The 17,499-nt window shown below is 71.8% G+C and carries 13 protein-coding genes; 8 read left to right on the top strand and 5 right to left on the bottom strand.

Translation table 11 applies throughout. The annotated features are described in order from the left end of the window. Nucleotides 1–33 precede the first annotated feature (33 nt). On the top strand, nucleotides 34–993 hold the full coding sequence (locus tag ACWCO3_RS01820) for a COG1361 family protein (protein WP_145784481.1): 960 nt from the start codon (nucleotides 34–36) through the stop codon (nucleotides 991–993). 76 nt (nucleotides 994–1,069) lie between these two features. Here ACWCO3_RS01820 and ACWCO3_RS01815 read toward each other — a convergent pair whose 3' ends face one another. The 3 genes from ACWCO3_RS01815 to ACWCO3_RS01805 form a co-directional block, all read right to left on the bottom strand. Further along, nucleotides 1,070–4,078 (bottom strand): fibronectin type III domain-containing protein, encoded by a 3,009-nt coding sequence (locus ACWCO3_RS01815; protein WP_450007974.1) that lies wholly within the window; start codon nucleotides 4,076–4,078, stop codon nucleotides 1,070–1,072. Between the two features lie 171 nt (nucleotides 4,079–4,249). After that, nucleotides 4,250–4,480, bottom strand: coding sequence for a DUF2188 domain-containing protein (locus tag ACWCO3_RS01810; RefSeq protein WP_088990612.1), 231 nt, complete (start codon nucleotides 4,478–4,480; stop codon nucleotides 4,250–4,252). 74 nt (nucleotides 4,481–4,554) lie between these two features. Next, nucleotides 4,555–5,202: a M23 family metallopeptidase gene (locus ACWCO3_RS01805; RefSeq protein ID WP_244311817.1), complete on the bottom strand. Its 648-nt coding sequence runs from the start codon at nucleotides 5,200–5,202 to the stop codon at nucleotides 4,555–4,557. A 148-nt stretch (nucleotides 5,203–5,350) separates the two neighbouring features. Here ACWCO3_RS01805 and ACWCO3_RS01800 point away from each other — a divergent pair, with 148 nt between their 5' ends. Genes ACWCO3_RS01800 through ACWCO3_RS01790 form a run of 3 tightly spaced genes read left to right on the top strand, consistent with a single transcriptional unit; the run spans nucleotide 5,351 to nucleotide 9,084 of the window. After that, on the top strand, nucleotides 5,351–7,759 hold the full coding sequence (locus tag ACWCO3_RS01800; protein ID WP_450007971.1) for a PEP/pyruvate-binding domain-containing protein: 2,409 nt from the start codon (nucleotides 5,351–5,353) through the stop codon (nucleotides 7,757–7,759). Nucleotides 7,760–7,787: 28 nt separating this feature from the next. Next, on the top strand, nucleotides 7,788–8,453 hold the full coding sequence (locus tag ACWCO3_RS01795) for a PH domain-containing protein (protein ID WP_450007969.1): 666 nt from the start codon (nucleotides 7,788–7,790) through the stop codon (nucleotides 8,451–8,453). Nucleotides 8,454–8,505: 52 nt separating this feature from the next. Further along, nucleotides 8,506–9,084 carry a TetR/AcrR family transcriptional regulator gene (locus ACWCO3_RS01790; protein WP_145784494.1) on the top strand — a complete coding sequence of 193 codons (579 nt, stop codon included), beginning with the start codon at nucleotides 8,506–8,508 and terminating at the stop codon, nucleotides 9,082–9,084. A gap of 22 nt (nucleotides 9,085–9,106) precedes the next feature. Here ACWCO3_RS01790 and ACWCO3_RS01785 read toward each other — a convergent pair whose 3' ends face one another. Both ACWCO3_RS01785 and ACWCO3_RS01780 read right to left on the bottom strand, forming a co-directional pair. Next, entirely contained in the window at nucleotides 9,107–10,123 is a 1,017-nt protein-coding gene (locus ACWCO3_RS01785) for an N-acetylmuramoyl-L-alanine amidase (RefSeq protein WP_450007966.1), read from the bottom strand. A 65-nt stretch (nucleotides 10,124–10,188) separates the two neighbouring features. Next, a complete protein-coding gene (locus ACWCO3_RS01780; protein ID WP_450007964.1) occupies nucleotides 10,189–11,352 on the bottom strand; it encodes a peptidoglycan DD-metalloendopeptidase family protein in 1,164 nt (387 codons plus the stop codon). Nucleotides 11,353–11,505: 153 nt separating this feature from the next. On the opposite strand from ACWCO3_RS01780, the gene ACWCO3_RS01775 reads away from it, so the two are divergent. The 4 genes from ACWCO3_RS01775 to ACWCO3_RS01760 all read left to right on the top strand — a co-directional run bounded on the left by ACWCO3_RS01775 (nucleotide 11,506) and on the right by ACWCO3_RS01760 (nucleotide 17,495). Then, nucleotides 11,506–12,705, top strand: coding sequence for a low temperature requirement protein A (locus ACWCO3_RS01775; protein WP_145784499.1), 1,200 nt, complete (start codon nucleotides 11,506–11,508; stop codon nucleotides 12,703–12,705). Between the two features lie 101 nt (nucleotides 12,706–12,806). Beyond that, complete coding sequence (locus ACWCO3_RS01770) at nucleotides 12,807–13,454, top strand: ABC transporter ATP-binding protein (RefSeq protein ID WP_145785785.1); 648 nt, start codon at nucleotides 12,807–12,809, stop codon at nucleotides 13,452–13,454. 79 nt (nucleotides 13,455–13,533) lie between these two features. After that, a complete protein-coding gene (locus ACWCO3_RS01765) occupies nucleotides 13,534–16,563 on the top strand; it encodes an FtsX-like permease family protein (RefSeq protein WP_450007961.1) in 3,030 nt (1,009 codons plus the stop codon). Then, nucleotides 16,560–17,495: an ABC transporter ATP-binding protein gene (locus tag ACWCO3_RS01760; RefSeq protein ID WP_450007959.1), complete on the top strand. Its 936-nt coding sequence runs from the start codon at nucleotides 16,560–16,562 to the stop codon at nucleotides 17,493–17,495. The genes ACWCO3_RS01765 and ACWCO3_RS01760 overlap by 4 nt, the downstream gene beginning before the upstream one ends. The last annotated feature ends 4 nt before the right edge of the window (nucleotides 17,496–17,499 follow it).

Here is a 17,499-nt window from a genome sequence, read left to right as displayed (position 1 = left end):
GGCCGGCTGGCGCTGCTGGCCTCGGTCGCCCTCGTGGCGCTCGGGGTTTCGGCGGCGCCAGCCGTCGCCGTGCGGGAGCACCGACAGGAACCCGCCGAGGAAGCCGCGATCAGCATCCGCATGCTCGACATCCCCGCCAGCCGCGTGCAGGATCCCCGCGCCCAGGTCTACATCGTGGATCACCTGAAGCCCGGGACCACGATCAACCGCCGGGTCGAGGTGCTGAACTCCTCCGGCGAGTCGCAGGAGATCGACTTCTACTCCGGGGCGGCGTCGGTGGAGAACAACGCCTTCACCGTGCCGGAGGGGCGCACGGGAAACGAACTCAGTGGATGGATCCGGTTGAAGACCGCCACGATGGTGCTGGACCCAGGCGAGCGACGGCCGGTCGAGGTCGAGATAGCCGTGCCGAAGAAGGCCTCGAAGGGCGAGCGGTACGCCGCGATCTGGGCGCAGGTCACCAGCGCGAAGGAACGCACCGGCAACGTCACCCAGATCCACCGGGTGGGCATCCGGGTCTACCTGGACGTCGGTCCGGGTGGAGAACCACCGACGGACTTCCGCATCGACGGGCTGGCCGCCGAACCCGGGATCGGTGAGTTCCCGGTGGTCACCGCGAAGGTCACCAACACCGGCCAGCGGGCGCTGGACATGACCGGCACCCTGTCGCTGAGCAGGCAGGCGGTCCGGGCCGGTCCGTTCAAGGTGACAAACGGTGTGACGATCCTGCCCGGCCAGAGCGGCCAGGTCCGGATCGAGGTGAACCAGGCGCTCCCCGCAGGGACCTGGGACGTGCAGGCGAAACTCGCCAGCGGCATCGTGGAACGCACCGCGACCGGGACGATCAGCCTGCCCGTCGCCGCGCCGATGACTGTCGCGACGTCCGCCGGGCCGAGTTGGCTGGTCTACACGGTCGGCGCGATCGCCCTGCTGGTGCTGGTCACCCTCGGCGGCTGGTATCTCGTCCGCCGGCAACGGCCCCGGCTCGCCTGAGGTTCCAGCCCGCACGGACTGCCCGGCCGTTCCGCTGCGAAACGGCCGGGCAGCGTCGTCTCCGACGACGGGCTCCTCAGATGACCGAGTGCGTCACGACTGCCACGTAGTCGCCGACCACCACCCCGGACGGGAGCGTCACCAACAGGGTGGGGTTCCAGGTGGCGGAGTTCGGACCGCCGGCCTGGCCGGTCCACTGGGCGGCCGTACGCGGGGTGTTCAACACCGCGCCGGGTTGCGGGACGAAGGTGCCGACGCCGCTGGCGGCGAGGGCGGCCCCGGAGGCGTACGTGATGCTGCTGTTGGGGATGGTCTCCCCGCCCGAGCCGGAACCCGTGGTGAAGCTCGTGCTGGAGACGACGCTGACCCAGTTCCCGGAGAACGGTCCGCGGTCGTCGGTGACGGTCACCGGGCCGAGTTGGCCCGAGACGCCCGTCGTACCCGAGGTGACGGTGCCCAGTGCGGAGATCGCCGGGACGCTGATGGAGAGCCCACCGAGCGGGTTGACGACCAGCTCGACCGGTCGGGTCGCGGACTGGTTGTACGAGTCGGTCACCCGCACGGTGAACGGGAACGTCCCGGACACTGTGGGTGTGCCGGAGAGCAGGCCGGTGGCCGGGTCGAGGGTCAACCCGGTGGGCAGGCTCCCGGCGCTGACCGACCAGGCGAAGGGAGCCGTGCCGCCGGTCACTGTGAGCTGGTGCTGGTACGGGTCGTAGACCCTGCCGGGCGGCGGCGGAGCGAAGGTCAGCGTCGGCGCCGGGTTGACAGTCACCGACGCGGAGGCGGCCGACTGTGGGCCGGTACCGGCGGCGTTGATCGCCGCCACCCGGAAGGTGTAGCTGGCGCCGCCGGTCAGCCCGGTGACGATCTGGGTCGTTGCGGTTCCGGTGAAGGTCTGCGGGGTCTGCGCCACAGCGCCGAGGTAGGGCGTCACTGTGTACCCGGTGATCGGCGACCCGCCGTTGGCCGGGACGGTCCAGCTCAGCCTGGCGGCGGTGGTCCCGGCGGTGACCGAGGTGATCGTCGGGGCGCCGGGCAGGGTGTACGGGACCACAGCCGCCGAGGCCGGGCTGGCCGCGCCGGTGCCGTACGCGTTCACCGCCGCCACCTGGAAGGCGTACGAGGAGCCGGCGGTCAGGCCGGTCAGGGTGCGGCTGGTGGTGGAGGCGTCGAACGTCAGGGTCGGCTGCGTGACGCCGTCCCGGATCGGGGTGATCAGGTAACTGGTGATCGGGCTGCCGTTGCTGGCCGGCGCGATCCAGGTCACTGTGGCGCTGGTGAAGCCCGCGACGGCGGTCGGCGTGGCCGGTGTGCCCGGGGCGGACGCGTAGACGTAGCTCGCCGATCCGGCGGCGCCTCGGGTGACGACCGTGACCGTGACGGTGGCCGGGCCGGACCGGGCGGGCATGGCGGCAATGGCGAGCGTGCCGTTCGCGTTCACCGTGAAGCAGCCGGCGGCCGGGCCGGAGGTGCACGGCACCAGCAGCACCGAGGTGCCGGCCTGCTGTTCGGCGGCCGTACCGATGGTGATCGCTGTCGCGCCGGTGAGGTTGCTGCCGCCGACGGTGACCGGGATGCCGCCGGAGATCGAGCTCTGGCCCGGGGTGACGGTGACGCCGGTCGGTGCGGTCGCCGGCGCGACAGGGGTGGTGCCGGTGGCGAGCCCCGGGTTCGCGTCGATCGACGACGAGGTCGCCACGGTCGCGGTCTGGATCTGCGCCGGGGTCACGCCCGTGCCGGTGACTGTCGCGACGACAGTGATGGGTGGCAGGAAGGTGCCGCCGGGGAACGGGCCGTTGCTGTTGGTGCAGGTGATGGTCTGCCCGGAGGGTGCGCCGCAGACCCAGCCGGACCCGTAGGCGGCGCGCGGCGCGACACCGGTGGGGAGGGTCTGGGTCACCGAGATCGGTGCCGTCTCCGTGGCCCCGGCGTCGACCCCCGCGGTGATCGAGTAGGTGACCAGGTCACCGGGTTGCGTGGAAGCGCCGACCGCGCTGGTCTGCGACACGTTCAGGTCCGGCACCTGGTTGAAGCTGACCGCCCGGGCCTCGTCGACCTCGTGGAAGTCGGTGACCGAGCCGGTGGAGCCCACCCACCCGAAGGCGAGCTGCCGTGGGTAGCCGTTGGCGTTCAGCCAGGTCGGCGACGGGTACAGGCTGGGCGACACCACCGGGAGCGTGCCCTCCAGAAGTCGTGCCTGCCCGCCGACCGGGGTGAATCTGATCCGGTACTGGCCGGCGGGAGTGGTGATGCCGGTGTCGGTGGTGTACGGCGACGAGGTGGTGTTGATGACGACCTCGACCGGCACCACGGAAGCGGCCCGGGTGCTGGCCCGCAACGGGATGGCCGGTGCCGAGGTGCTTCCGGCGGTGCTGTTGAGCGCGCAGTAGCCGACGCCGTTCCGGCCCGGTCCACGGACCACGACCTGGCCGGGGACGCGCCCGTTCGTGGTCGAGATGTACGGCGGGTTCGTGCAGCCGGTGCCCTGGTAGGTGCTGTTGCTGAAGTTGCCGAAGACGTCCAGCCCGACGCCCAGGTAGCCGTTGGAGAGGCCCGGTGACACACCGTTGAACGCCGCCGAGTAGCCCAGCGAGCCGCCCGACGGGCCGAGGGTCGACGGCGACCTCGGGTTGGCCGGGTCGACAGCTGCCAACGCGAAGGCGAGGCCGTCCGCACCCGGGGTCGTGCCGCCGTACTGGTAGGTGTTGAAGGTGAGGTGCAGGCCCTGTGAGGTGGGCACGCTCACCGCGCTGAACGCCCCACCCTGCCGGTTGACGGTGGCGGGGGTGAGGCGCAGTTTGCCCGCGCCCTGCGGGTCGGTGGCGGTGGTGCAACTCAGCAGCGGACCGATCGTGGAGTTGCCGGCGGCGCTCAGGCAGGCGGCGTTGGTGGCGGAGACACCGGGCACGGCTGGCACCGCCACGGCACCGATGCCGTTCGCGGTGTTGTTGTGGAATGGCTGGTCGAACAGGACGGAGCCGGCCGCCGACGCCGGAAGTGGTCCGAACGCGAGCACGCCCGCGATCAGGACGACGACCAGCGCACCGGCACTGGCCGGACGACGCCGGCCCCACAGCGACATGCCCACTCCCAGCTTTCACTCCAGTCCCGATTCGGACTATAACCCCCCAAACCACCCATATTTTCGGTACGCAAATAACATCGGAAGGCGACGACGCCTCGACGGAAACGGACCGACCCCCGTCGGCTCCTGCCGAGGGGATCGGTCCGCAGAAAACACGGACGAGGGCGGTCAGCCCTCGATGTCCCGGGGATCGCGGCTGCGGGGATAGGTGTTCTTCTCCCCGATCGTGCCGTCCTGCTTCTTGACCACGTGTTCGACGCCCCGGTCGGCCGCCATCTCGCGGCCCTGGGCCTGCGCGTCGGCCTTCACGTCATGCGTGCTGCTGGCCCGCTCGTTGCCCTCCGGCTTGTTCTTCCACTGCCCGTCCTCGTGGTACGTGTCGACGTCACCCTTAGCCATGGCCAGCTCCTCCCTGCGCGTCCGAACTGTTCCCCGAATCAGTGCCCCGAGACGCGCCGGGCAAACCGCCGTCCTCACGAGACGGCCGGGCAGTTGTTGCTCACCCGCCGCAGAATCTGTTCACGGTCGTCGGTGGTGATCCCCGACGGCTCACCGTCGAAGTAGGTCTCGACCTTCTCCCAGCCGCGCCGCTGCTCGTAGTGCAGGTGCGGGGCACCGGAGTTGCCGGTGCTGCCGAGTTTCCCGATCTGCTCACCCTGGGCGACCTTCTGACCCACAGCGACCAGCGGTGGTTCGAGCAGGTGCAGGTACTGCGTCTCCCACTTGCCGCCGTGATCGATCTTCACCCAGTAACCGCCGCCGCGCCCGCGTGGACCCTCTGGGTTCTCCGGGGTACGACCACCGAGCGACCCGTTGATGCCGGCCACGGTGACCGTTCCGGCATAGGACGCGAGGACCGGACGCCCCCACGCCTCGCCCTCGATGGGGAAGAAGTCGACGTCGTAGTCGTCGTGGCCGGGATAGGTGCTGAGCTGCCAGGTCTCGTCGCAGGCGACCGGCATCTGGAACAGCGGGCGCGGACCCGCCGGTCGCAGCATCGGCACCACGACCAACGCGACGCCGAGGACGGCTGCCACCGCGACGAGCGCGAGGAGAACGAGGAGGATGCGGCTTCGCGGGCGGCGGTGGGTGCGGGCTCTGGCGGGGCGGCCGGTCGTCACCGGCCCGAGCATGGCAGACGCCGACAACGTCGCGGCTCCGGGTCGCCCCCAGATGGGTCGCCCCCGAATCGGAGACATTGCAGTCGCATCGTAAACGAGCTACGGTCGAGCGCAATGCAGTCGTATTGCAACGAGAGTGGGCTCCCCGATGCACGTGATCCCGTTGTCCCAGGTGACCACCGAGATGCTCGACCTGGTCGGCGGTAAGGCCGCCGGGCTGGGCGAGCTGATCCGGCGGGGCGAACGGGTTCCCGAGGGCTTCTGCGTCACCACCGAGGCGTACCGACTCGGCGTGATACCCACCGCCGAGGTCGCCGCCGCCTACGAACGGCTCGGGGCGGGCCCGGTCGCGGTGCGTTCCAGCGCCACAGCTGAGGACCTGCCCGACGCGAGCTTCGCCGGACAGCAGGACACAGTGCTCGACGTGGTCGGCACCACCCAGCTGATCGCCGCCATCGAGAAGTGCTGGGATTCGCTGCACAGCGACCGCGCCACCGCCTACCGCGACGCCCGCCAGATCGACCACCGGCAGGTGCGGATGGCCGTCGTGGTGCAACGCATGATCACGCCCCGGGCGGCCGGGGTGCTGTTCACAGCGAACCCGCTCACCGGACGTCGCGACGAGATGGCTGTGGATGCGGCTCCGGGTGTCGGTACGACAGTGGTGGACGGCGCGGCGACAGTGGACCACTACGTCCTCGACGGTGTCGTCCGGGACGACACCGGATGCCTGACGTCCGCGCACCTGGCCGACCTGCGCGCCACCGGCGAGCGACTCCAGGCCCACTTCGGCTGCCCGCAGGACATCGAGTGGGCGATCGACGCGCACGACGTCCAGTGGCTCCTCCAGTGCCGACCGATCACCAGCCTGTTTCCACAGCCGCCCGCCACCGACAAACCTCTCCCCCGGGTCTACCTCGAGTTCGGTCACGTCCAGGGCATGCGGCAGCCGGTCACCCCGATGGGCATGGCGACCCTGCGGACACAGATCGCCGCCATGCTGGCGTCGCTGGGGGTGCGGGTCGAGATCGTCGACATCGGTGGACGGCTCTACGGTGACCTGACGGACCTGGCTCGGGACCGGTCGTCCCGCAAGCGGCTGGTCAAGCTCCTGGCTGTCGACTTCGGGCCACGCGCCCAGGCGGTGATGCAGCACGTGCTTGCCGATCCCCGCTTCGCCCCGACCAGCGGCGGCGCCCGGCGCGGCGGAGCGCCGACGGCCGCGTCGCTGCGGACGGCCCGGCGGGCGGTGGTGGGGATCCTGCGGTCCCTGGCCCGTCCCGACACCGCGCGGATCCGGATGTTCGAGGCGATCGAGCAGATGAGGACACGATCGGCCGCCCCGGCCGACCTGAGTTCCGCCGCCGACCGGCTGCGCTTCGTACAGGCACGGCACGCCGACGCCGACGACAGCGCCGACGCGATCATGTGGCCGATCGTCGCGGGGATGCTCGCCGCCGCGCTGCCGGCCGCGCTGCTCAAGGGCATCGCCGGCCCGGACGAGATCCACACCGTGCTGGGCGGCATGCCGCACAACGTCACCATCGAGATGGACCTGGCACTGTGGCGGCTCGCCCAGAGCGCGGGCGACCACCGTCAGCTCCTCCTCGACACACCGCCGGCTGAGCTGGCCGCGCGCCACCTGCGCGGAACCCTGCCCGACATCGGCATGACCGCCTTCCTGGACGTCTACGGTCACCGGGGCGTCGCCGAGGTCGACCTCGGCGTACCGCGCTGGGAGGAAGACCCCACTCCGGTCTTCGCTGCGGTCGCGAACTACCTCCGGGTCACCGATCCACAGCAGGGCCCCGACCGACGCTTCCAACGGGCCGCCTCCGCAGCGGAGACAGCTCTGCAGGAGCTGACCCGGCGGGCCCGCCGCCGGCGGCCGGTGCGGGGCACCATCGCCGCCTTCCTGCTGCGCCGGGCACGGTCCCTGGCCGGCCTTCGCGAGGCCGGCAAGTTCGCCGGGCTCTACCCCCTGCGCGAGACGCGCCGTCAACTGCTGCTCGTCGGCGCCGACCTGCACGACTCCGGGTTGCTGGACCAGCCCGACGACATCATGTTCCTGACTCTCGACGAGGTGCACAGCGCCGTACACCAGGGGGTTGATCCGCGTGCGACAGTCACCGCCCGACGGGCCGTGCACCGGCGGGAACTACGGCGCGCGGCGGTGCCCGTGGCGCTGCTCTCCGACGGCACGGATGTCGAGGCCGTCCTGCCGGCGGCGCCCGCCGGCGACGGGACGCTGACCGGCGTGGGCGCGTCGGCGGGCCGGGTGACCGGCCCCGCCCGGGTCGTCCACGACCCGCGTACCGCGCACATCGAGCCCGGCGACGTCCTGGTGGCCGCGACCACCGACCCCGGTTGGACGCCGCTGTTCCTCACCGCCGCGGCGCTGGTCACCGAGACCGGCGCGATCATGGCGCACGGCCCGACGGTGGCCCGTGAGTACGGCATCCCCGCCGTCATCTGCGCCCCCGACGTCACCCGGACGATCCGCACGGGGCAGGTCGTCACAGTGGACGGCGCCGCCGGCACCGTCACGCTGCACTGACCGTCGACAGCTACCGAGAAGGACGACCATGAGCGACACGAAGGCCCCGACCAGGGCACGGGTGGGCCCGCTGCTGCGTCGCGCGGCGCGGGCCGAGGCGGCGACGTGGCGCAGCCTGTACGTGTGGGCCCGACGCCGCCCGCTGCCGCTGGCTCCCGGCGACGAGCCGTTCGGCTACCTCGGCGTGGTCAAGCCGATCCTGGGCATCTTCATCGGCCTGTCGGCAGTGGAGATCCCGATCTTCGATGTCGTCGTCACCCACGTGGTGCCCTGGCGGCCCGCCCGTTGGATCGTGCTCGGCCTCGGCGTCTGGGGTCTGCTCTGGATGATCGGCCTGTACGCCAGCATGACCATCCACCCCCACGTCGTGGGCGACCGGGGCCTGCGGGTGCGGCTCAGCTCCGGCATCGACGTCTTCGTCCCGTGGACGGACGTCGAGGCGCTGCGCAAGCGTTACCGCTCGCTGCCGTCGAGCAGGTCGGTGCAGGTCGAGCAGGAGGGCGACCGGCGGGTGGTGTCCATCCCGGTCGGCAGCCAGACGAGCATCGACGTCCTGCTGCGCCGGCCGATGACCTTCGACCTGCCGAAGGGCGGATCCGTGCCGACGAACGAGCTGCGACTGTACGCCGACGACCCCGACGGCCTCCTGCGCAGCGCCCGGGGCACCCCCACGAGCAACACCGTCAGCCGGTAACCACCGCCGCTGGCGGGGTGTCCGGGTCACCCACTGTGAAACGATCGAGGCCATGCCCAAGAAGGTCGATCACCAGGAGCGACGCACCCTCATCGCGGACGCGTTGATGCGGGTCGCCGCGGACCAAGGGCTGGAGGCCGTCAGCCTCCGACACGTGGCCGCCGCGGCCGGCGTGTCCGCCGGGATGGTCCAGCACTACTTCCGGACCAAGGACGAGATGATGGCGTTCGCGTTGAGCGTCGTACGCGAGCGCAGCCAGGTCCGGGTCACCGACGCGGTGGCCCGGCTGGGCGAGAACCCGCCGCCTCGGCTGCTGCTGCGGACCCTGCTCGCCGCCCTGCTGCCCCTCGACGAGCACACCCGCGACGACGGGCGGGTGGCGCTCGCGTTCCTCGCGTACACCGCGGTGCGACCGGCCGCCGCGACCGGCCTCCGTGAGGGCACCCGGCAGCTCACCGAGTTCGTCGCCGGCGTCCTGCCCGCCGGCCGGGGCGACGCCGCCGCGGCCGGCCTGCTGGCGCTGATGGAAGGGCTGGGTGTCTACCTGCTCGGCGGGCAGTACACCGCCGAGCAGGCGCTGGGCGCGCTCGACGCCCACCTGGACCTGCTCTTCGGCTCGTCGCCCGCCTGAGCGGTCATGGGAGTACCGCGCCTCAGCAGCGCGGCACGTTCGGGATGTACCCGTCGTAGCCGGTGAGCACGTACGCGTCGGAGACGTAGCGGTTGGTGCCGATCCGGTTCCAGACTGCCGTCGTGCCGTACGGGCCGGTCACAGTGCTGCCGACGGCCTGACAGTAGACGGCGACGGCAGCACCGCCGGCGACGGATCCGACGACCGGATAGTTGGCTCCGGGGCCGGAACGGACGTTCAGGGTGCTCGCGCTGGTGCTCACCGTGCCGGACCCGACTCCGGTGATCCCGTTCACCAACTGCAGGTAGTAGGTCCAGTTCCAGTTCGGGCCCGGGTCGGTGTGGGTCGCGCCGGGCACCTCGTTGTGCCCGATGATGTGCGCCCGGTCCTTCGGGATGCCGTACTTCGTGGCGAGGCTGCGGGTGAGCGCGGCGGAGGCACGGTACATCGCGTCGGTGAGCCAGGCGGCGTTGTCGACGAACCCCTCGTGCTCGATGCCGATCGACTGGGTGTTGTACGTCCAGTTGCCGGCGTGCCAGGCGATGTCCTTCTCCCGCACCGACTGGGTGACAGCCCCGTCGGAGGACCGGAACGTGTAGTGCGCGCTGGCCTGGGCGGCCGGATTCTGGAACCAGCCGACGGTGCCGGAGTACGAGCCCTGCGCGGTGTGGATGACGATGCGGTTCACCTGGTGACTGCCCGGTCGACTGGCCACCGTGTAGTTGCTGGTGCTGGCCGGTGCCCAGGCGGCCGGCCCGTAGTCCGTGCTGAGGGCGCCGACCCCGCCGGGCACTACGACGCGCTCCAGGCCGCCGGCCGCGCTCGGTGCGCCGCCGTGCATGTCCAGGCGCGACTCGGCGTACCCGAGTGCCACCAGCAGGTCCCGCGGTACGTCGTACCGTGCGGCGGCGGTGTCGAACGCGGTGGCCAGCGGGGCGGCCGACGCTGTTGTCCCGACGGGGTCGGCGATGGCTGGTGACGCGCCCACGACGACTCCGGTCAGGGCGGTGGTCAGGGTGAGCAGGGCTCGAACGGACATCAGCGCTCCTTGCGGTGACTGAGGTCGGCGGCCCGTGGAGACCGCCGACCTCGGGGGCGGGCTCGTCAACACCAGCCGTTGACCGGACCGTTCACACCTGTCGACAGGTAGGCGTCGGACACCCAACTGCCGTCGCTCAACCGGTTCCAGAGCGCCGTGGTGCCATACCGCCCGGTGTGGGAGGTGCCGTTGGCGGAGCAGGAGATGGTGACAGTGGCGCCGTCGGCCACCGAGCCGAGCGAGCCGTAGCCGGTCCCCGGCCCTGCACGGCGGGTGAGCATCCCGCCGCCGTTGGCGTCGACGACCCCCTGGTTGAAGCCGAGCGCGCCGTAGTTGTAAATACCCGCACCGGCACCGGCCCAGGCCGAACCGTGCCGCGCCCCGCCCTGGTAGGCGGCGGCGCCGTTGGCCAGCACCCACTTGCCGATGTCGTGCCCGGCGATCGGCACGTACGCGCTGTTCTGCCGCAGCCCGAAGTGGACGTGCCGGCCGTAGGCGGCTCCGCCGCAGGTGACGTCGGTGCCGGTGTTGCCCAGCACGGCACCTTGGCCGACGCTGGCACCGTTGACGGAGATGCTGTTCCAGAGGTGGTAGTAGTCGGTCGAGTAGCCCCGGTCATGGATGACCCGGATCCACCCCTGGCACATCGTGTACGCGGCTCCGGCCCGGGCGGCGCGAACCACCTGGTCACCACCGGCCAGGTCCACCGAGCTGTACGGCGACTCGCTTCCACCCCAGCCGTGTGGGCCGCTGGTGAGCGTCCACGTCTGGCCCACACCGAAGGGCAGTGCCATGCCGGTCCGGTAGTCCCCGCCCGCGTACATCGGGGTGGGGGTGGTGGTGAGCACGTCCCTCTCCTGGCTGGTCGTCAGGGGCGACTCGGAGGCCAGTGCGCCGAAGGCGGCCTCGCCGTCGAAGGCGATTCGCCAGCCGGCGGGCTCGGATCGGGCGATGAAGATCGAGCCGGTCGGGTGGGCGCCCTCCTGGCGGGGTGCGAGCGCGACGGCGGTGCCGAACGCCCACCGGCCGCTGGTGCGGCTGACGGTGACCCGGGTCTCCGGTCGCGCGGCGCTGGACATCTGGACGGTGCCGAGCAGCTTGGCGGTCACCGCGTCGGTGAGCGCCGGGGTGACGGCTGCGGAGGCGGCGCTGGGCGCGGCCCCGATCAGGCCCGTGACCATCAGCAGGACTGCGGCTGTGCCGCCGGCCAGTCGTCGACCGTGTCTCATCGCGCCCTCCCAATAAAGAGACGAACGTAAATGTTGACGCCGATTGTTGTGTAGCAAATCATCGAAGTCAACGCGGCTGTCGAAGGTTTTCTACAGACCCCGATTTCGCGCATCGTCCGCCGGGCAGGGTGACCGACCGGCGAGGATGAGCCGATGAGCCGCGCCCTTCGGTCCCGGCCGGTGCCGGTCGAGGAGGCGCACCGGGCCACGACCTTCGAGATCTTCTTCGACCTGGTCCTGGTGTTCGCGCTGACCCGGCTGATCGGTTTCATGGCGGAGTCGCTGGGGCCGCTCACCCTGTACCAGGGGCTGCTGCTCCTGCTCTGGTTCTGGTACGCGTGGAGTTGCTACGCGTGGCTCGGCAACCAGGTACGCGCGGACACCGGGCTCGTGCTGGCCGGGATGCTCGCGGCGATGGCCGCCATCTTCGTGGCCGCGCTGGTGATCCCGGAGGCCTGGCAGCGCCACGACGGCACGTTGAGCCCACCGCTCACCCTGGCCATCGCCTACCTCGTGGTCCGCGGCCTGCACCTCACCCTGATGTTCTACGCCTCATCCGGCAACCCGCAGTACCGCCGGCAGGCCTGGCGCTTCGCCGTGACGACCACCCTCGCCTGGATCCCGCTGCTGCTGGGAGCCGTCCTCGGTGGGACCGCGCAGACCGTGCTGTGGACCGTCGCGTTCCTCGTCGACTACGGCGGCGGCCGGATCGCCACCGCCGCCAGCTTCGGCGAGGTCCGCAGCGGGTCACACTTCGCCGAACGTCACGGCCTGGTGCTGATCATCGTGCTCGGTGAGTCCCTGCTGTCGGCCGGCGCGGGCGTGGGTTCCGTCGTGATCGGTTGGCCGGTGCTGCTGGCCTCGGTGCTCAGCTTCGCCGCGACCGTGTGCCTGTGGTGGCTCTACTTCGTGGGCGGCGCACCGGCCGCCGCCGAGGCGCTGACGGCGGCCTCACCGCGCTCCCGACGCCGCCAACAGCTGGCGTCGGACGCGTACACGTTGGCGCACCTGCCGATGGTCGCCGGGGTCGTCTCCTTCGCCCTGGGCATCCACCTGTGTCTCGACGGTCTGGCCGACGAGGCACGACCAGGCGACGACAACGCCGTTTCGATGGGTTGGGCCCCGGCGACAGTGCTCTACGGCGGGGTAGCGCTCTATCTTGTCGGCCGTTTCCTGTTCCTCCGGCTGACAGTGCGTACGCCGCCGAGTCAACTCGTCGCGGTCATCGTGCTGCTCCTGCTGGTGCCCGTGGCCCGGGTCCTCCCCGCGTTGGCCGCCCTGGGGCTGCTCGCGGCTCTGCTCACCACGATCGTCAGCTACGAGAGGCTGGCGGGACGGGCACGGACCGGCTGACGACGAGGCAAGCCCGTGCAGCGCGGGCCGCCTCGACGAGGATTGTGCGATTCCGTCGGGCGTGGCACTCTGCGGACGCGGTACGGGGAGGGCGGGTGCAGATGTTGACCATCCACGACATGTCTGTCGGCTACGGCGAGGATCGAACAGTTCTCCGGGACGTGTCGGTGACGGTCCGCCCCGGCCGGATCCTGGCGCTGACCGGTTCGTCCGGTGCCGGCAAGAGCACCCTGCTCAACGCGATGGCCGGGCTGCTGCGCCCACGCGACGGAGTGGTGCGCGTCGACGGGCAGCCGCTGCGCGATCGCGACCACGCGGTCGAGCACCGGATCGTCCTCGTCCCGCAGGACAACGGTCTGGCCCCGATCCTCACCGCCGCCGAGAACCTTCAGGTGGCGCTCGTGGCCGACGGCGTGACGCCACCCGAGGCCCGTCGGCAGACCACCGCGATGCTGGATCTGCTGGGCCTCGCCGGCCAGGCCGACCAACTCGTCGAAGAGCTGTCCGGTGGCCAACAGCAGCGGACCGCGGTCGCCCGCGGCCTGGCCCTGCGCGGAGGCGTGTTGCTCGCCGACGAGGTGACCAGCGAGCTGGACGCGGGCAACCGGCAACGCGTTCTGGACCTGTTGCACGACGAGGCGCGGCGGGGCGCGGCCGTCGTGTTCGCCACCCACGACCCGGAGGTGGCCGCCGCCTGCGAAGCGGAGCTGCACCTCGTCGAGGGTCGGGCGGAGGTCCTGCGCGACTGAGGAGCCCCGACAACCGACAGGGCTCGGTGCGTTCGCACGGGACGGCGGGCCGTCGGCCCGGCCGATACCCTCGGCACCAATGCTGACCGTCATCTGGGGCGCGATCGCGGCCCGCCGGGTGCAGGCCCTGGCGGTGCTCCTGCTCACTGTGCTCGCGAGCGCGGCCGCCGCGGCCGCGCCGAGCTATGTCGCCGCCGCCGGCCAGGCCCTGGCCCGCTACGAGGCGTCCAGGGCAACGCCGAACGAGCTTCGGCTGCGACTCGCCGAACCCGTCGAATATCCGGGGATGCCCGGCGACCCCGCGCGGACCCCGTTCGCCGACAAGGTGAGGCAGCTGACGCCAGCCGGGTTCGAGGTCGTCCTGGGTGCGCAGAGCAGCGGCGTCGCCGCCGGCCGTTCCGGAAGGGTGACCTCGAGCCTGGTCTTCCGCGCGGGGGTCTGCGAGCGGGTCACCCTGTCCGGCGCCTGCCCCCGGGCCACTCCACGGGGGCAGGCCCCCGAGGTCATGGTCAGCACCCAGACCGCCGCGCGTCTCGGTGTCGCCGTCGGCGACCAGTTCACCTTCGGCGTGGTGCCGGTGCGGGTAGCCGGCGTCTACCAACCACTGGACGTGACAGATCCGTTCTGGCTGGGCGCGGAATACATTCGGCCCGCCGCGGCGGGCCCGTCCAGCACTCCGGCCGTGGGGAGCGCGGAGGACGCCATCTTCACCGCCGAGGCCGCGCCCCTGACCGACGACGATGCGATCCTGCATCGCTCGATTGCCGACCTCTACGTCACCGAGCACCTGCTCGACACCCGTTCCGCTTCGGACCTGCGGACCGCTGTCGCGGTGGTGACGCGGGACGGGAGCAGCGCGGGCCTCGGGGGCGGCAGCAGCCTGTCCCTTCTACTCGACCGAGTGGCCCTGCAACGTGGGCAGTTGGCCGACGGCGTGACGCTGGGCGCCGGGCTGCTCGTCCTGCTCTGCTGGCTGGTCCTGTTCGTCGCGGTCAGTTCGGCGGCGGATCAGCGCCGACCGGAGCAGGGCCTGCTCCTGCTCCGCGGGGTGCAGCGCCGACGGCTGTGGGCGCTGGCGATCGGCGAGCACGCCGTACCCGTCTTGATCGCGATCCCCCTCGGCTGCCTGGGCGGCGTCGCCGCCGCCACACTGCTCGCCGCGCACACCCTTCCGGCCCGGGCCGACGTCGCAGTGGACGCCACCGTGATCGGCTTCGCCGCCGTCGGCGCGGTCGGCGCGCTCGCCGCGGTGCTGCTTGCCCAGCTTCGGATGTTGTCCGGGTCGGTCGTCGACCTGCTGCGGCGGGTTCCCGCCCGGACCCGCGGCTGGCGGGCGACCATCGGTGACGTCGTCGCGGTGTCCGTCGCCGTGGCCGCCGTGGTGCAGTTGCGCTCCGGCGGATCGCCCAGCGGACTGGCCCTGGTGGCACCGGTCGCCGGGGCGCTCGCCGCAGGTGTGCTGCTGGCCCGGGTCGCGATGATCATCGGCGCGGCGGCAGGCGCGGCGCTCCTGGCGCGCGGGCGGACGGCCACCGGTCTCGCCCTGGTGCAGGTGGCCCGACAACCCCGCTTCCGGCCCCTGATCGCGCTTCTCACAGTGGTCGTCGCGATGCTCGCCTTCACCGCCGCGACGAGCGAGGTCGCCTCGGCCGCCTACACCGACCGGGCAGTTGTCGAGGTCGGCGCACCGCGCGTGGTCCAGGTCGACGCGACGTCCCGTTCGCACCTGTTGAAGGCCGTGCGGACGGCCGATCCCGAGGGTCGCTTCGCGATGGCCGCAGTGGTGACGAGCGTGTCCTCCGCGGCCGGCACACCGCTACTCGCTGTGGACGCCGACCGGCTGGCGACGGTGGCCGCGCCGCATCCGTCCTACGGCGTGTCCCTGACGGACGTCGCGCGGAAGATCCACCCGGCCGCGCCCGGGGAGCCGGTGTACTTCCGGGGGCAACTGCTCGACATGGTCCTCTCCGCCAGCTTCGACGCCGAGGCCTTCGCCGGGAACAAGGTTCGCCTCGCGGTCACGGTAGCCAGTGCCAACGGCACCCGGGTGGTCGCCTCCCTCAAGGACGTCGAGCCCGTCCGCCAGGCTTACCCATTCCAGGTGCCCGAGTGCGCGCAGGAATGCCGTCTGATCAAGATCGAGATCGTCGCTCCAGTGGTCTCCCGCCAACTGGAGGTCCACTTCGAGGAGTTACGCAGCAGCGACGAGGACGGCGGACGCGAGATGGTGGTGCTGACCGGCGCGCAGTTCGCCGACCTGACGCGGTGGCGGCTGTCTGACACGAGCACCACCCGCGCGAGCGCGACGACCACGGCGATGGTCCTCACCGTGGACGAGAACCGGCGGGCGACACCGGCCGGCATCAGTGTCGTCGACGCGCCGTTTCCGCTGCCGGGCTACCTGACCGGATCGACGGGGACCCCGCTCGGCGGGGCCCACCCGTACGACGGCGTCGACGGCACACCGACCACGGCATCCGTCCAGGGCCTGGCCGATCGGCTGCCGCGACTTGGTGGCACCGGTCTGGTCGTCGACCTGGAGTACGCGGATCGCCTCGCCGTCGCCAGCCAGAACGGCAGTGAGGAGGTCTGGTTGACGTCGTCGGCACCCGCCGACGTCCTCGACCGGCTTCGCGCCCAGGGTCTGGTCATCACAGCCGATCGGACGACCGCCGCCGTACGACAGGAATTCGACCGGCAGGGTGCCGCGCTGGCCCTGCGCTTCAACCTGTTCGCCGCGCTGGCCGGGGTGCTGATCGGGGCGGCCGGCCTGGTCGCGATGGCGGCGGCCGAGCAGCGTACCCGGGTGGCCATGTTGGTGGCGCTGCGCCGGCAGGGGCTGCCGCCACGAGCGGTGCGGGGCGGTTACGGGTGGCCGGTCGCCGTCGCCGCCGTGTCGGGCGGTCTCGTCACAGTGATGATCTGGCTGCTCACCCGGGGTGGGCAGCGCCTGTTCAGTGACGGCCGCTCGCCGGTCCCGTTGCCCGACTGGCCGGACGTCGGCCGGCTGCTGTTGTTCACGGTGCCGACCATCACGCTGTTCGCCCTCACCGCGCTCGTGCTCGGTCGGGTCGTCGCCGCCTCGGTGCGTCGCCGGAGCAGCCGATGACCATCGAGCCGCAGGAGCCGACGACCGCCGCGCGGCCGGGCGGGGGCGTGGCCGTCACCTGCCACCGGCTCATCCACATCTACCCCACCGGCACCGGTGACGTCGTCGCGCTCTCCGGTGTGGACCTGCGGATCGCACCGGGCGAAATGCTGGCGCTGGTGGGGCCGTCCGGCTCGGGAAAGTCCACTCTGGTGGCGATCCTCGGCGGGCTCATGCAACCGTCCGCCGGGCGCGTGCACGTGGGCGACCACGAGCTGTCCCGGCTCTCGGCCAAGGGCTTGGCGGCCCTTCGCGGGGCCACGGTCGGCACGGTGCTCCAGGGCGCCGAACGCAACCTGCTGCCGTACGTGTCGCTGGCGCGCAACGTCTGGTTGGCGCAGCGACCTGCGGCACGCATCGCCGGACGCCGGCTCGATCCGCCGGAGGCGATCCTGGACCTCGTCGGTCTCGGCGGCGCCAGCGCGCGGCGGGTGGGCGACCTGACTCCGGGGCAGCGTCAGCGGGCAGCTCTGGCGCAGGGGCTCGCGGCCGGGCCCGGGCTGCTCCTGGTCGACGAGCCGACCAGCCAGCTCGACGCGTCCGGTCGCGACGAGGTGCTCGCGGCGCTGGCCACCGTCAACGCGGAGCGCGGCACCACAGTGGTCGTGGTGACCCATGACGGCGAGGTGGGTGCCCGGTTGGGCCGCGCCGTCACGATCCGGGACGGTCGCGTCGGGGCCGAGGGGCGGGACGGGCGGGACTTCGCCGTGGTGGCCGGCGACGGCACGATCCAGTTGCCACCCGAGACGCTGGCCGGCTTCCCGGCCGGAACGCTCTTCGAGGTCGACCACACCGACCAGTCGGTAACTCTGCGCGCCGTGGCCACCCCGTCGTCCGGCGGCGCGGACGACGGGGTGGCGAGAGTCGGCGACGAGCCCGACCACGCAGGCTGAACGG

The organism is Micromonospora sp. NPDC002411, from assembly GCF_053592955.1.
Note: the sequence above shows the minus strand (reverse complement) of the source record. Positions and strands in the feature narration are given on the sequence as shown.